This is a genomic window from Aeromonas caviae (genome assembly GCF_000819785.1).
GTDB lineage: Bacteria > Pseudomonadota > Gammaproteobacteria > Enterobacterales > Aeromonadaceae > Aeromonas > Aeromonas caviae.
Window position 1 is genome coordinate 18836 of record NZ_CDBK01000004.1, and the last position, 15955, is coordinate 34790.

A 15955-nucleotide genomic window follows, 5' to 3' on the forward strand; every position below is an offset into this window, starting at 1 on the left:
GTTGGTGCTCATGCCGTCTGGGGCACCTGACGGTTGACCTGGCCGGCAAACAGCTGGTGGAAGCGGGAGTGGGAGTTGGCCAGCAGGCTCACCGGCGAACCCTGCTCCACCACGGTGCCGGCCTCCATCACCACCACCTTGTCCACCGACAAGAGCGGCTCCAGGTGGTGGGCGATCACCAGATAGCTGGCCTCCGGCCGGTAGCGGTAGAGCAGCTCCGCCATCTTGCGCATGCCGCCGTGATCGAGGTCCGAGGTGGCCTCGTCCAGCACGATGAGCGGGCGGCGCGACAGCAGGATGCGGGCGATCACCAGCAACTGGGTCTCGCCAGCGGAGAGTTGCAGCCTGTCGAGATCCTCGTCCAGCCGGCCGGCGCAGCGCTCGGCCAGCCCTACCCGGGCCAGTGCCTGCTCCAGTGCCGCGTCGTCATGCTCGGTCAGGGGCGCCAGATTGGCCCGCAAGGAGCCAAAGAAGGTGAGCGGGATCTGGGAGACGGTGTCGTAGAGATCGCGCACCGCCTCCGGTGCAAGTCGTGACAGTGGCTGATTGCCGTAGAAGATCTCCCCCTGGGAGGCGGGATACATGGCCTGCAATACCCCCAGCAGGGAGCTTTTGCCTGCCCCGGTACGCCCGCACACACCCACCTTTTCACCGGGGGCCAGCTCGAAGTTCACCTTGTGCAGTGCCCACTGGCTGGTCTGGGGGTAGCGCAGCCCCAGGTTGTCGAAGCGCACTGCGGGGTGAGGGGTGGCGAGGGCCTCTCCCTCCTGGCGTTCGCTCTCTATTTCGCTGTATTCGCGCACCCGTTCCACCGCGTTCATCACCTGTTCCACTTCGGCAAAGGTGCGGATGAGGGAGTTGAGCATGGCGGAAGCGGTAAAGGCATAGGTGATGGCAACCGCCCCCAGCAGCGGGCTGTTGCCAAAGGCCACCATGAGTGCCACGGCCCCCACCAGGGCGGCGGAGAGCAGAGTCTGGTGCATGCCGAGCCAGCGGTTGATGGAGGTGGTGGTGTACCAGCTGCGCAGGTTGTTGTCATAGTGGTGCAGCACCTGGTCCAGCGCGAAACGCTCGGCCCCGGCCAGGCGCAGGGCGGGGGCGCCGCGGATGGTCTCGCTGATGCTGATGTAGAGCGGAGAGCGCAGCACCGAGGACTGGCGCCGCAGCTTGAGTTGCACCGCCCGGTAGCGGCGCTGCAACACATAGAGCGCCCATCCCACCAGGGGGGCGATGAGCAGCAGCAGGGGAATATTGATGCCGATCACCACCACCTGCAAGGCCACGGACACCAGCATGCCGAACAGTCCCACCAGCATGGAGAGCAGCATCTCCTGCGCCTCCCCCAGATCCCGGTCGAAGCGGTTGAGGATGCGCCCCTGGGGCACCTTGTCGAAGAAGGCCATGGGGGCGCGGCTGATGCGCCCCAGCATGCCGTCAAACAGGGTCCAGGCCAGCTTGAGGCCGAGTTTGTAGTTGATGACTCGCACCGCCATGATGCAGGCGAGGGAGCCCGCCCCCAGCAGCACATAGATGCCGAGCAGGGTCGTGACGTCGCTCACCTCGGCCTTGCCGCCGAGCCAGAGATCCGAGGCGATGCGCAGCCCTTCCTGGCCCAGGGTGAGCAGCAGGACGAGCAGGATGGCACCGGGGGCGGCGAGGCGCTGCCACATGAAGCCAAACAGTCCCCAGTCCACCTTGCCCTCCACCACTTTCTCCTCGCTGAACTGCTCCGCCTCCTGAGGGGGCACCGGCGGGGCGGGCTGGGGATGCTGGACAAGATCCGCCAACTGGTGGGCATCGAGCTCCACCAGGCGCCCCTGCTCGATGCGGATCACCCGATCGCACCTGGCCAGCACATCCGGGTCGTGGCTCACCAGGAGCCGGGTCGGCCCCGGCTTGAAGACGAGCCCCTGCTCCAGTACCTGGGCCGCGACCATGGGGTCGAGCGCAGACAAGGGGTTGTCCAGCAGCAGGATATCGGCCCGGGCGTAGAGGGCGCGAGCCAGGGCGACCCGCTGCTGCTGGCCGCCGGAGAGGCGGGTGCCGAGCTCGCCCACCAGGGTTTGATCCCCGTGGCTGAGCAGCGCGAGATCGGCCGTGAGGGCGCAGGCGCCGAGCACCCAACGATAGCGCTCGGCGTGCCAGGGCTGGCCGAACAAGATGTTGTTGCGGATGGTGTCGTTCATCAGCCAGGGTTTATGGCCCAGATGGGCAACCCGGCCGTGGCGACGGATGCTGCCGGCAAACTCGCTGTCAAAGCCGGCAACCAGATGCAGCAGGCAGCTCTTGCCCGCCCCGGTGGCCCCGGTGATCCCCACGAGCTCCCCCGGTGCGATGGCGAGGTTGGCTCCCTCGAGCACCGGTTTTTGCTGGTGCAGGGCACTGACGCCTTCCAGGTGGAGGGCCCCCGCCGGCAGGGCGGGATCATCGAGTTCCCGATGCTGCTCCGGGCTGTTCAGGAACTCGCACAGCCGGTTGAAGCCGGTGTTGAAGTTGATCAGGGTGCGGATGAGGTAGGGCAGTCGCATCATGGGAATGCGCAGCACGGTAAACAGGGCGATGGTGGTGAACACCTGGGGCAGGGTGAGGGTGTTGCCCGACGCCAGGTAGGTGGTGAAGGTAGCCAGGGTCACCAGCAGGGGAGTGCTCAGCATCAGCCCTTCGTTGATGGCATCGAGCCTGAGCACCCGGCCCAGCACTCCCAACTCCTGCTGGCGCTTGGTGTTGGCCGCCCGGGTGAAGAAGGGGCCAAGCCCGTTCTGGCGCACCAGCCTCAGCTTCTTGATGTATTCCGCCAGGATGCCGTTGCGCTCGTCCTGCTGACGCTTGAGCTGCTGCTCCTGCTGGTTCATGCGCCGTACCACCCGGGTGGAGATGAGCAGCAGCAGGGCCAGCACCGCGAAGCCCACCAGACCGGCACTGCCCACCTGCCACACCAGCAGGGCGATGGTGCCGATGAGTTGCAGCGCCATGGTGACCGGCATGGCGGGGTCAGCCAGGATCCAAGTAATGTCCCACACGTCCCGGTTGATGAGGTTCTGAACCCGGCCGCCGGCCCTGTCGTCGAAGCTCTTGCCACCCTGCTTCATCACCTTGGCGAGCAGGGATTCGGCCAGCAGACGGCGGATGGGCACGTGCATCTTGAGGGCCAGTTGCAGGGAGTGCTCCGCCAGCATGCCGGCGGCGAGCACGGAGGCGAACAGGGCCAGGGCCAGCAGCAGCTTGTGGCCGGTGGTGGCATCGATGCCGAGCTGGGTCATGCTGTGGTTGAGCAGCCAGGGGCTGGTCAGGGTGGCGAGCATGCCGAGCAGTTGCAGCAGGGTGAGCAGGCCAATCCGTCCCTTGTAATGGCGCCAGATAAAGGCGGTCAGGGGCCAGGGGCGCACCGGCTGGCGGGCGGTGAGCGCGAGGAAGGCGTCGGCGCGGCCGTCGCGCCTGTCTTCCGGCAGCAGGGGATAGAGATCGTCGAGACTGACCTGGGGCTGGGTCAGCCCCTTGCGCAGCAGCGGGCCGGTCCAGCGATAGAAGAGGCGACTCAGCCAGCCGGCCGAGATTTCCGGATGATCCAATGGGTGTCCTTGTTGTTTTGTGTTGCTTCCATGGGCGGGGCGGCTCATGGGCCGCCCTCGAACTTGTTGTCTTGCTGCAGGCGTGCGCCCGGCGGGATCAGCGATCCCGGTTCATGCGGATGAGCCGGTCCAGGATCCGCTCGCCATCGACCCGCAGGCCGTTGTGTTCGTACTCGTTGGTGATCCAGGCGCGGCTGTTGCCAAGCCCCTTCAGGGTGTCGCGGCTGTAGTCAAACTCCACGTACATGTCCTCGGCATAGACGGCGCAGGCCACCGGCACAGTGTTGCGGGCCAGCTGCGCCGGGTCGTAGAGGGGACCCCAGTCCGCCTTCTGGGCCAGCAGGTGGGCGGCTTCCTTGAGCGGGATGAGCTCGCGGAACTGCTCGAACATCCAGGGGAAGATCATCTCGCCGGTAAAGGCGAAATCTTTGCCTGGCGTCCAGGCCAGGGCAGGGAACTCCCTTCTCACCCGCTCGGCCGCCCAGTTGCTGGCACTCCCTTCGCAATAGATGAGCTCGTGCAGGATGGCGAACACCGGGTTGGTGTTGAACGGCTGCATGGCCTGCACCTGATAGAGGAAGGCGGGGTTGAGGCGTTCGCCGATGAAGGCGTCTTCCAGCAGGTAGTAAAGTGCCTCGAAGGTGCCGCTGGCCCCCAGATCCAGCCCCTGCTGCTGCAACTGCTCCACCGTCAGGCGCTGGCCGTTGGGCAGGCGCACGTCGTGGTGGTGCAGGTGATTGGCCAGCCGGTTGGCCAGGGCCTGTGCATGGGGGAAGCGGGTGAAGAAGGCGCGGTTCTTGTCCGCCACCCGCTGGTAGGTGGCGCGGTAGACCTCATCCGCACTGCGCCCGATGGGTGCCACGCCGCCGGTGAGGTAGACCTCGTGCAGGCTCCGCGGGAACAACGAGAGATAGGTAAGGCTGCAAAAGCCGCCGAAACTCTGGCCGAGCAGGCTCCAGGGGCGCCCCGGGCTCAGCACCTCGCGAATGCATTCGGCGTCGCGCACTATGCTGTCGGCGCGAAAATGGCCGAGGTAATCCGCCTGCTCACTTGGGGTCATCCCCGCCAGGGCGTCAGCACTGATGGGGGTGGAGTGGCCGGTGCCGCGCTGATCGAGCAGCAGCACCCGAAACTCCTGCAGGGCCCGCTTGATCCAGCCGCCATCGGCGGTCGGGCGAGGAGCGCCGAAGCCCGGGCCCCCTTGCAAATAGAGCAGCCAGGGCAGGTCATCATCCAGCTTGTCCTTGCGGCAGAGGGTGCGGCCAAACAGGGTGAGGGTCGCCTCCTCGTCGGGATGCTGGTGGTCGAGGGGCACGGTAAAAAAGTGTGGCTCGCAATGGATGCCATCCAGCACATAGTGCAAGGGGCTGCTCATCTGGGGTCTCCCTGAGGGTAGGAAAATCGTCGGTCTCATCATAGCCCTGGCGCAGGAGCGGGTCACGCCGGTTTTCCAGATTGTTAACAGAGATGGAGCCTGAGGTTGGTGTCGTACAAGGTGTGGTTTCGCCGCGGTTGACGGCGGGCTGCAACTGGACAAAGATGAGCCGCCTGCCGGGATGGGCAGGGATAGGTCAGCACCCCGGGTGCAGGAAACTGGATGGAGTTGGCTCGATGAAGCCGAGATGGATACGTGTTCGCAAGAGACGCACACAGAGGGATCCGGAGGGGGTGCTGCAGGTGGGTTTGCTGGTGTTCAGCGCCACCTGTGGTGCCACTCTGTTGCTGGCGGCCTGCAATGGCGGTTAGCTGAGTGAAACAGACCCGCTTGTCATGAGCGGGTTTTTTCATGCCGGAGCAGAAGGTCGGGACCTGCCTGTAGCCCTTTGCTGGCGCGGGTTTGCGGTATGCAGAGTACGGCTGCTATGGTCAATTTACGACCGGATCCACAGAGGGAGGCGATCATGAACAGTCGTGAAAAAGTCCTGGCTCATTTGGCCACAGATCACCGGGTTGCAGGATTGACCGCCGGCGAGGCACTGGCTGGCATGAGCCACTCGATGAGTTCGCTCCTGCTGCAACAGGATCAGCACTTCTTCCGCCGCCATGCGGACGACCCTTGCCACGAAGTCGCCCGGGCCTGCTCGGCCGGACACGTATGGCATGGGGACGAAAACCACTACTAGCCCCGGCATGTGAGTAAATGACAGATGCAAAAAGGCCCGCTCATCTGAGCGGGCCTTTCGAATTTGGCTCCTCCTACTGGACTTGAACCAGTGACATACGGATTAACAGTCCGCCGTTCTACCGACTGAACTAAGGAGGAATAGTTGGTGCCCAGAGACGGAATCGAACCGCCGACACGGGGATTTTCAATCCCCTGCTCTACCGACTGAGCTATCTGGGCAACGGCGCGCATTAAACCCTTTCTCGACTGGGGTGTCAACCTTGCAGCCCCAGTTTCTGGCATGTTTTTGCATAGGGTGAACCAAGTGGCGAGATAGTGTGCAAGGAGCCCCTGACTCCACACCGGGATCCGGTTGTCGGTAGGTTCTCCTATCGAGGATTTTTCCCTTTATAGAATTGCCTTTTCGCTCTCTCTGAATCGCCCCTACTTTCCTAGACACCTCAAGAGCCTCAAACTGAGGTCAATCAGGAGGTGTTATGAGCAAGCAGCAACGTTACACGGAAGAATTCAAACTGGCAGCCGTCAAGCAGGTGACTGAGCGCAATTACCCAGTAGCAGAGGTCGCTGAACGACTTGGTATTTCCAGCCACAGTCTTTATGTCTGGATCAAACGCTACAGCCAACCCGAAGCGCAGCAACAGGATGACTCCAGCCAGCAAGCCGAAATTCGGCGCCTCAAGGCTGAACTGCGTCGCGTCACCGATGAGCGAGATATCTTAAAATGAGCGAGATATCTTAAAAAAGGCCGCCGCGTACTTTGCCAAGCTGTCAGGGTAAGGTACGCCTTCATCCGGGAGCACGCGTCCGCACATCCCATCCGCAGACTGTGTCGGATGATGAATGTCCACCTGAGCGGTTATTACGCCTGGCAGCACCAGCCTTTATTTGCCCGAGCCCTGGAAGACCAACGCCTTCTTGGCCAGATCAAGCAATGTTGGCTAGAAAGCGGGGGCATCTATGGTTATCGCAAGATCCGGGATGACCTGCGAGAAATGGGCGAGACCTGTGGGAAACACCGGGTGGCGCGATTAATGCGTCATGAAGGTTTACGTTCACAAACCGGTTATCGCCGCCGTCCCGGTCATTATGGTGGCCGGCCAACGGTGGTTGCACCGAACCATCTTGAACGCCAGTTCGATGTGACTGAGCCAAATAAGGTCTGGGTAACAGACATCACTTATATCCGAACCCATGAAGGTCGGCTCTATCTGGCCGCGGTATTGGATTTGTTCTCACGACAAGTCATTGGTTGGTCAATGGGGCCACGTATCGACCGAGAGCTGGCCATCAGCGCGTTACTGATGGCAGTGTGGCGACGGCGACCCGAGCAGGAAGTGCTGGTTCATTCTGACCAAGGGAGCCAGTTTAGCAGCTATGACTGGCAGGATTTTTTGCGGGAGCACCGGCTCAAGGCCAGCATGAGCAGACGTGGCAATTGTCATGATAACGCGGTGGCGGAGAGTTTCTTCCAGCTCCTAAAACGCGAGCGGATCCGACGTAAAACCTATGCGGATCGCGAGGAAGCCCGGCAGGATGTGTTCGATTACATTGAAATGTTTTACAACCCCAAGCGCCGGCACAGTTTCAACCATGGGCTATCGCCAGTAGAGTGTGAAAAGCAATATTTCGAGCGGCTCGAAAGTGTCTAGAGAAGCCGGGGCGATTCAGTCGAAATCAGTCTGCAGTCATAAACACAGGCCCTCCTCTTTAAAAGAGGAGGGCCTCATTTTTATTATGGCGTTATAAAGGTTGAGTGAGCTTCATTTATCTTATCGGAGCTTTGAGGCCTCTACCCGCGTCCAGGCTCACAGCTAACGCTGCTCCAGGTTGGTATAAATCGTTTTGATTTCACTCTTGAGGCTTTCACCACGGTACACCATCGACGTATCGTACCGCTGATACTTCTCTTCCCGCGCAGCGCTGAACCAGTTAAACGATCCGACACATAGCAGTCCTTCATCACCAATCACAATTTTACTGTGTACGCGATTGACTAGCCTCGTAGATATACCCATCTCGTTTAGCTTTTCCAATGCTGCTTGAAGACGTTGCTGTTTTTCTTTGCGTTTTTCGTAATCGATATGTTCAATATTGTAACTTTTGTCTGTCACCACGGTTATGTCAATACCACGCGAGCGCGCTTGAACCATCGACGTAATAAATCCGGTTTGTTCCAGTTTTTGCCAAGTTAACCAAGGAGAGACGATGGTAATACTCTTTTCGATAGAGCCAAAAGTCTGGTTGAGAAACGTATCGTGTTGTTCAACACCGTGCAGGGCATAAATCTGGGTTTGCGCGGTACCTAAATCCTTACGTTCCTTATACTCAAACTGCAAGGCATGATATTCAGAGGCGAAAAGATATTTTGCCAATAATCCTCTTGGTGAGGATGCCGGTTGGATTTCAAAAAGATCCATATCGCCGAAAACTAGAAAACTATCCTTGGCTCGGGAGACCGCGACGTTCAGCATGCTGCTATCACTGTCGATAAAGCCACCATCTTCGTGTTTAGAATAGACCGGGGAAAATAGCACGATCTCTCTTTCCGCACCCTGTAGGGAGTGTACGGTTCCAACCGTCAGCGAATCTTCATCACCGCTACAGCTAATGCCGAGCATATACAATGCAGCTTTGATGGCGTTAACCTGTGCCGAAAATGGCGTAACGATTCCCACCAGTTTATGTAACTCTTTACCGTAATGGAGCTCAATCTTCTCCTTATGAGCAACTAGCCATGCAGCTATTGTCTCAGCTTCAAAGGAGTTGTAACGGCTTCCGCCCTTTGCCTGCACGCCTTTACCATCGACATGCAGATAACCCATTGCAGGGAAGGGCGTCTCTTTACCCGTACCTCGTTTGGGTTGCAACTTACCGTGATAGCAGAGTGCGTTGCAGTAGCCAATGATGTTATCGAAGCAGCGACGGTGTTCATACAGGTACATTCCAGGAGCCAAGTCAGGATCATATTGGTACCGCGAGTTAATCTGGGCAATCTTCATGACACTGCCCGATGCCGCACTTTTACCTGAATCACATATCGCTGCATAGGCATCCATCAGCTCTTCCTGGGTGCCGCCAGGGAGAATGTTCTCCTCCACCATATTGCCTATATCAATACTGGGCAAACTGTTCCAGATGGGCGCAATCTGTTCCGTATCTCCAATCACTAACGCTTTTTTAGCTAGTGCGAAGGAGGCTGCTGCTACTTCTGGGAGCACCTGCCCCGCTTCATCGACGATCAGCAAATCGGCAAAATTATAGAAGTATCCGGGTTCAAATTTCTTAGCCCCGCCAACATGTTCACTAATGACTAGATGGCGAGGCAGCATGTAACAGGTCATCACTACGCAGGGCGTGAGCTTCATTCTACGCTGCCAGCGGGCCTTAACAGCTTTCGCCCCATTGCGTTTTTTTTCTTTTTGAAGATCGTCAATAGCGGCCATGTCCATGAACCAGCGGCCTTCCCAATAGTGGGTCGCCAGTAGAAATGCCGGGAAGCGGATCTGCGTATCGGCAAGCATGTCTGCCTCGGCCAGGCTCAGCTCTTCTTCGCCTGTATGTCCCAATACTCGAATCAAGTCTAGCCATTGCTGAAGGGCCTCACTTTCGCGGCGGGAAACCTCTCGGGCCAGTGCGATTTGCTGTTGATACTCCTCCTGATCTTTATTCATCTGAGCAATAAGACCGTCTATAGATGCATCAATGCTTTCCGGCATGGAGTCTTGGTCCACGATGATTCTTGTACCAAAGGTGGTGTCCAGAAAGAGGTTTATTTGATAACGTCGTTTCGTGCGGACGACAGGGATCCAGGAGAAGAATGTATATACCAGTGATTCACTGGCGCGATACTGCTGCCACTGCTTTTTGCCCAGTGATAGCAGCGCGAGTTCATTCGTACTTTCTTGCAATAACTTGCTTTTATTCAGAATATATTGGTCGAGATCTTCGCTAATAGCACTCCGTTCCTGCCGGGCTCGGTTCAGGTTGTCCCAAGTTTGTTCCATCTGTGAGAGCTGAGCGAACAACGCGCTTAAGCGGTTATGCAATAGGTCAACAACACGCTCGGGAGTGGTGCATTCCTCTGCCGGGAAAGCCAGCCTTGCCTTCTCAAGATAATAAACCAGCGCATCTTCAACGTACTCCATTGATTCAACGCGGTTATAAAAATCATCAGTCTGGTACTTTTTCGCGGCGTCGGCCTTACGGCTTTGGGATGAGAAATAAGCACCGTAACTTTTCAGTTCTGGCAACCAGCGTCCAGCCATTACTCCAGAACCTGTGGCAAAGTCTTTCCCGAAGGCTTCAATGATGTTGGTCACGGCCTGATTGTTGGTCGAGGTAGCTATCACGACCGGTGGCTCGCTTTTGTTAAGTGCAGCTCTTGCCCACTCGGTGGCAATAATAGAGAGAATCAGGGTTGTTTTTCCGGTTCCCGGTGGGCCGTTGACTGCGAGGATCTCACCCTGTTGCAGGGTAAGATAATGACTCAGAGCATCGCGCTGCGCCACAGCCAGCGGGAATTCATCTCCGGAATGACCTAGTCGATCACTGAATTTCGCATTAGCGGAAAGAAGCGGCGCTATGGGGGGGCGGACTGTTGAGGCAAAGCGCGACAACAGCGGAACCTCCTTTTTACACACCAGCAGATGATCGTAAAGGGCAATAATATGGCGACTGGCCCCGCCTGGTTGATTTGCTTTGATAAGATAGCCATATCCGGCCAGCTCGTATTGCTCGTGAGTTGTGCTCCATACCCCTGCAACATTGTTTAAGAGAGCATCGGCCTCGCCAAGATATTTTTGCCAGCGTTGTTGATACTGAGCATGTCGCTCTGCCCGTTGCTCGTCATCTTCCGCGTGGCATTGTGGTTCGTCATCGACTTCAAAGGTGGTCGAATTATGCGTGGTTTTGTATTTGTCGTACTGAGCCATCTCACCAATTGAGAAAGTACCTTTCGGGAGCGGTTCGAGCAGGTCTCGTGGGATCGTGGTTGGCGCGGTGGGGAACAAGAAACCGTCGCGGTTCAGGAGAGCGGGGGTCACCAGCGGTGTCACTATACCTGGCGCACCTGCCATCCGCTCTTTGCCATGCTTTAGTCGGCGGAGCCAAACTTTTGGTCGTAACAACACCTCGACTGTTTTAACCGCCTCGCCTTCCCCCTCAAAGAACGCATGAACAATTTCCTTATTCAGCTGCCCTGAAGTAATGTCCATCCACTGGGTGAAATTATCCGCATTTTTATGCTCAAATGCCCCTTTACCAGATTCGGCATCGGCTAAGGAGTTGCGCCAGTATGATGCAAACCCCTGTGTGGTCCTGTCCATTTTCCGTCCCGTGACTTAATTAAAATTATTGATTCCGTTGATATAAAAGCATTACATGGCTAAGCACTGTTCACGATGCAAACTCGATCACATTAATCATTTAGTGTTTGGAGTTCACGATTTCGACCATCCCATTAACGCCCTCCTTGAACAGCAACTCCACCTGCCAGCGGCAGCGATACAGACTCATCACCCGTCCAGCCGGCCATGCCTCTCGTGGTAAGTTGGTCATCCAGGTGCAAAATCGCTTCTCCCCGGCAAGCCTGCGCCGGAGCAACTGGTACTCATACTTGCCAGATTTCACATCCATATCAAGCGCTTCTGCCCTCCAATATCGCTGCCCGGCCTCCTTGAGGGACATGCCTACCACTGCTCGTCCGTCACGCGCCAGGCTCGGATGCTCTTCGGTTTAGAACACGCACATTGACCAAAATCACAATCCTGACGGCGCCAACTTGATCTGATAACGGGTATTTCTACCGCCCCCAGGCATTTTTTCAAGGCAGCCTTTCTCTAACAAGTCGGCCAGATGGCGGGTCGCGGTGGCTTTACTAACCTTGGCCACCTTCTGATACTGGCTGGCGCTGATACCCTGCAAAAAGCCGTTCTCGCCGCCGTCCAGCATCCTGTTCAACACCTTGATTTGCTCGGCACTCAGCGGCTCGCCGCCTTGTTGCTGCCAGAAACGGCTCTTGGCCAAGGTTCGGGTGATCGCTTGTTGGGCCTGCTCCAACGTGGCATTGAGCGTATCCAGAAACCAGACAAGCCAAGCCGTGATATCCAGTCCGCCTTTCTGGGTTTGTTCCAGAGCACGATAGTAATCGGCTCGTTGTTCGAGGATCGCCACCGACATGGCATACAGGCGGATGCTCTGGCTGTCGGCCTGAGAGAGCGCCAGATCGGTGAGGGCACGGGTGATGCGACCATTACCATCATCAAACGGGTGCAGGGTGACAAACCACAGGTGGCAGATGGCGGCACGCAGCAGTGGATCTTGGCTGGGGTCGTTCAGGCTAGCATTGAACCAGTCGATAAAGCAGGTGAGTGCCTGCTCCAGACCCTGGCGTGGCGGGGCCTCGAAATGCACTGTGGGCCGATCCAGTCGCCCGGATACCACCTGCATCGGCTCTTCACCGCGTAGCTGGCCCACTCGCACACGCTGTAATGTCCAGTCGTCGGCAGGAAATAGCCAGTGATGCCATTGCAACAGGCGTTCTAGCGTTAGCAGCTGATGTCGATTGTCGATGGCATCGAGCATCATGGCTGCCAGGCCTTCGGAGCGATCCGAGATGGGGTAGGGCTGTTCTTCGGATACGCCGAGGCGACGGGCCAGCGATGAGCGCACCGATTGGGCATTGAGCCGTTCATCTTCAATGGCCGATGAGGCGAGGATATTTGCCAGAAGGGTATCGAGCGCCTGGGCTTGCTGCGTTTGCGTAGAGCCGTGAACGGAATGGGTGCCGAGCAGGATCCCCAGGTTGCGTTGCGCGGTGCGTAGCCGTGGCTGTAGCGGTTCATCTTGCCAGCAAAAGTGTGGCCAGCCCTTATGTTGCCAGATCCAATTTTCAGCCATCTGCTTGCCCATCCCCTTATTGTTACAAAGCAACGTCACCGATGAGCCGAATCGAATGCATATTTGGCTCAGTATGCGAGCCAAATTGGATGCGTATTTGGCTCACATGGTGAGCCGATAATAACGGGGATTCGGCTCACGACACAACCTGTATCACGCAAGAGTTGGCTGCGAGGGAAAGAGCTGTTCGTGGGAAGTGGAGGTCATTACGGAGGAGGGGGCGTACGTATCTTGCTATCTGTTGTCAGATGAAGCAGCGGAGCAGGGGGGTGGGGATTATTAGTCCCGAGCTCGGTGAGCAACCTTGCCAGAGATTGACCAGAGGCGCATAACAAAAAGGCCTCGCATTGTAAGCGAAGCCTTGTAGGGTGTGCTGTCCAGAGCTGTGGTATGGAATCTGTCATGGGGATTTTCAATCCCCTGCTCTACCGACTGAGCTATCTGGGCAACGGCGCGCATCAAACCCTTTCTGGACTGGGGTGTCAACCACAGGCCGCAGATTGATGTACCGTTCGCTCGATATCCGAGCAATCTTCCCGTGATTGGACCGGTTTCCCGGTTTTAACCATGAAAAGAGGGGCGCCTGTGCGGCAGGGCGGGCCGACGGCCAGCAGAACATCATGAAGGATGGCGGGCTGCCTGACGTGCCGAGGGCTGCCCGTTGGCGCCAAGCCGGAAGAGGCGCCAGTTATCTTGGCCCATCGATTGAGCCTGCCGCGCTCTGCGGGTATGCTTTGCCGCACTCATCCCCTGGCCATGGTCCGGGCCGACGCGGCTGGCAGGGGTGACATCCATCCAACACCGCCTGGGGTTTATATGAATACCAATATGCAAGAGTGGCGCGAAGAGACCGCCGCCATCGTCAACGAGCTGCTGGCCGATGGCAGCAACCCGGATCTGGATTACGAGATTGAGCACCACTTTGCCTGCCAGAAGTTCGATCTGCTGGAGAAGGCGGCGGTCGATCTGTTCAAGGCCGGTTTCGAAGTGACCGACGCCGAGGAGATGGAGCTGGACGACGGCGCTACCATCTTCTGCTTCGACGCCATGGTGGAGTGCAAGCTGGACATCGACACCATCGTCGCCGACATCGAGAAGATGCTGCCCATCCTCGAGAAATACGGGGTGGACTACGACGGCTGGGGTACCTACTTCCAGGAGTAAGTGCGCCAGATCACGCACGCTTTGCAAAAACAACAAGGCCACCCTCGGGTGGCCTTGTTGTTGCTGGCTTACTGCTCCGGCAGCTGGTAGCTGCGGGCAAACTCGGCCGGTGGGAGGGGGCGGCTGAACAGATAGCCTTGCAGCCGATCGCAACCGACCTGCACCAGCCAGGCCTGCTGCTCCGGCGTCTCCACCCCTTCGGCGGTGATCTTGATGCCAAGTTCATGGCCCAACCCGATGACGGAACGCACGATGGCGGTGGTGGCCTGGTTGGTGGCCAGCCCCTGGGTGAAGCTCTTGTCGAGCTTGAGGGTCGCCACCTGCAGCCTGGGAAGGTAGGCGAGGGAGCAGTAGCCGGTGCCGAAGTCGTCGATGGCGAGCTGGAAGCCCGCCTCGATGAGGCTGGCCAGGTTGCTCTCAATCTCGTCGGCATTCTCCATCAGCACCCCTTCGGTGATCTCCAGCTCCAGTTGCCAGGGGGCGAGCCCGTGGCGCGCGATGCAGTCGAAGATCTGAGGGCAGAGCTCGGGATCGCGGAACTGCAGGGGCGAGAGGTTGATGGAGAGCACCAGGTCCGGGGCCGCCACCTGCCAGCGGGCAAGCTGGGCACAGCCGAGCTCCAGCATCAGCTGGCCGAGCTGGCCGATGAGCCCCAGCTCCTCCGCCAGCGGGATGAACTCGTCGGGGGAGATCATGCCGAATTCGGGATGGGGCCAGCGGCAGAGCAGCTCTGCCCCGTGCAGCCGGTTGCTGTGGGTACAGATGATGGGCTGGTAGACGGCGGTCAGCTCGGCGGACTTGATGGCGAGTGGCAACTGGGCGGCGATGAGCTGGCGGCGTTTGAGCTTGGCATCGAGTGCGGGGTCGAACAGGGTACAGTGCTGCTGCTGGCGCTTGCCCTGGGCCAGGGCGGCCTCGGCGTGGCTCAGCAGACGCTCGGCATCCTTGGCCTTGCCATGGGCGATGCCGAGGAACACCGGGATCTGGATCCTGTGCTCCTCGACCTGATAGGGCGTCATCAGCTCCTGCTGCAGGTTGCGGCTCCACGTATCCAGAGAGAGGGGGAGCTCGGGCAGCAGCAGGGCGAAGTCATCCGCCGCGACCCGGCAGAGCAGGGACTGGGGCGGCGCCAGTCGTTGCAGGCGACGGGCCACCTGGCTCAGCAGGCGGTCGGCGACCCGGATGCCGAAGCGATCGTTGATCTCGCGAAAATGTTGCAGATCCACCAGCAGCAGGCTGGCTTTGCGGGCGCCCAGATGACGGCTGGTCTGGAGGAAGTGGGAGAGCTTGAGCAGGCCGGTCAGGCTGTCGTAGTGCTGCTCCTGCTGCAACTGGGCCTGGGTGGTGCGCAGCCCGGTGATGTCGCGGCTAAGGGTAAGGATGCCGAGGGAGTTGCCCTCGTCATCCGGCACCTCGACCCGGGTGACCTCCAGATGGCGGCCTCTGCCCTGAGCATCCACCACGCAATACTCCCCCTGACCCAGGGTTTGTTCGACGGGCAGCCGGGGCGGGACGCGCCGACCCAGAGCCTCGCTTGCCACCAGCCCCATGAAGTCGAGAAAGGCCTGGTTGCAGTCGATGAGCACGCCCTGGTGATCCTCGAGACGGATGAGGTCGGGAATGGCATCCAGCAGGCGGCGTTGCAGCAACTGCTGCTGGCGGAAGGTTTGCTCCAGCTCCTTGCGCTGATCGATGGCGCTGACCATGGCAAACAGGGCGATGGGATCGCCGTGCTCGTCATACAGGGGAACCTTGTTGATCTCCATCCAGCTGGCGCCTTCGCCGCTGTGGCAATGGAGCTGCTGGTGCAGCAGGGGTTTGCCGTCGGCCAGCAGGCGGTCATCTTCCTCCCGGAATACATCCCCCCAGGGCATCTCGGCATCGCTCTTGCCAATGAGTTCGCTCGGGTCTTGCAGGCCGGCTTCTCTGGCGAATGCCTTGTTGGCAAACAGGTACCGTCCGTGCTTGTCCCGGCAGAAGATATTCATGGGTAACTGGTCGATGATCTGCTGCAGCAGCGCCAGGGAGAGCGAAGAAGTCACGAGAGCACTCACGGGGGAGACTTCGAGCAAATCTATGATAACAGGTGGGTTTTGTAAAGCCTGGGTTAAGAGTACGCCATTTGTGCGGATCCCTGCTGACAGCCTGTGTCGCGATCGCCATAATAGCCGCCGGTTGGCCTATGGCCTTATGGATGAGA

The 15955-nt window shown here is 58.8% G+C and carries 7 protein-coding genes, 2 tRNA genes and 2 pseudogenes; 3 read left to right on the forward strand and 8 right to left on the reverse strand.

Features of this window, described 5'->3' with window-relative positions:
* Positions 1-8: 8 nt before the first annotated feature.
* On the reverse strand, positions 9-3569 hold the full coding sequence (locus BN1120_RS00575; protein ID WP_042014288.1) for an ATP-binding cassette domain-containing protein: 3561 nt from the start codon (positions 3567-3569) through the stop codon (positions 9-11).
* Positions 3570-3666: 97 nt separating this feature from the next.
* Positions 3667-4944: an alpha/beta fold hydrolase gene (locus BN1120_RS00580; protein WP_042014289.1), complete on the reverse strand. Its 1278-nt coding sequence runs from the start codon at positions 4942-4944 to the stop codon at positions 3667-3669.
* 526 nt (positions 4945-5470) lie between these two features.
* On the opposite strand from BN1120_RS00580, the gene BN1120_RS20500 reads away from it, so the two are divergent.
* Positions 5471-5692, forward strand: coding sequence for a hypothetical protein (locus BN1120_RS20500; protein ID WP_010675494.1), 222 nt, complete (start codon positions 5471-5473; stop codon positions 5690-5692).
* 64 nt (positions 5693-5756) lie between these two features.
* On the opposite strand, the gene BN1120_RS00590 is transcribed toward BN1120_RS20500, so the two are convergent.
* Positions 5757-5832, reverse strand: a tRNA-Asn gene (locus BN1120_RS00590).
* Positions 5833-5837: 5 nt separating this feature from the next.
* A tRNA-Phe gene (locus BN1120_RS00595) sits at positions 5838-5913 on the reverse strand.
* Between the two features lie 257 nt (positions 5914-6170).
* On the opposite strand from BN1120_RS00595, the pseudogene BN1120_RS00605 reads away from it, so the two are divergent.
* Positions 6171-7343: pseudogene (locus BN1120_RS00605) on the forward strand (IS3 family transposase).
* A gap of 162 nt (positions 7344-7505) precedes the next feature.
* Here the strand turns inward: BN1120_RS00605 and BN1120_RS00610 are convergent.
* From BN1120_RS00610 to BN1120_RS00620, 3 genes and pseudogenes are all read right to left on the reverse strand, one after another.
* The gene (locus tag BN1120_RS00610; RefSeq protein WP_042014292.1) at positions 7506-11018 is read right to left on the reverse strand and encodes an AAA domain-containing protein; all 3513 of its coding nucleotides are present in this window, start codon (positions 11016-11018) and stop codon (positions 7506-7508) included.
* A gap of 142 nt (positions 11019-11160) precedes the next feature.
* Positions 11161-11426: pseudogene (locus BN1120_RS00615) on the reverse strand (transposase); the annotation flags it as partial.
* Between the two features lie 25 nt (positions 11427-11451).
* Positions 11452-12603, reverse strand: coding sequence for a Fic family protein (locus BN1120_RS00620; protein WP_231959396.1), 1152 nt, complete (start codon positions 12601-12603; stop codon positions 11452-11454).
* An 816-nt stretch (positions 12604-13419) separates the two neighbouring features.
* Between BN1120_RS00620 and rraB the strand changes: the two genes are divergently transcribed.
* Positions 13420-13755: a ribonuclease E inhibitor RraB gene (gene rraB / locus BN1120_RS00625; protein ID WP_010675493.1), complete on the forward strand. Its 336-nt coding sequence runs from the start codon at positions 13420-13422 to the stop codon at positions 13753-13755.
* A gap of 68 nt (positions 13756-13823) precedes the next feature.
* On the opposite strand, the gene BN1120_RS00630 is transcribed toward rraB, so the two are convergent.
* On the reverse strand, positions 13824-15797 hold the full coding sequence (locus BN1120_RS00630) for a sensor domain-containing protein (RefSeq protein ID WP_042014294.1): 1974 nt from the start codon (positions 15795-15797) through the stop codon (positions 13824-13826).
* Between the last annotated feature and the right edge of the window lie 158 nt (positions 15798-15955).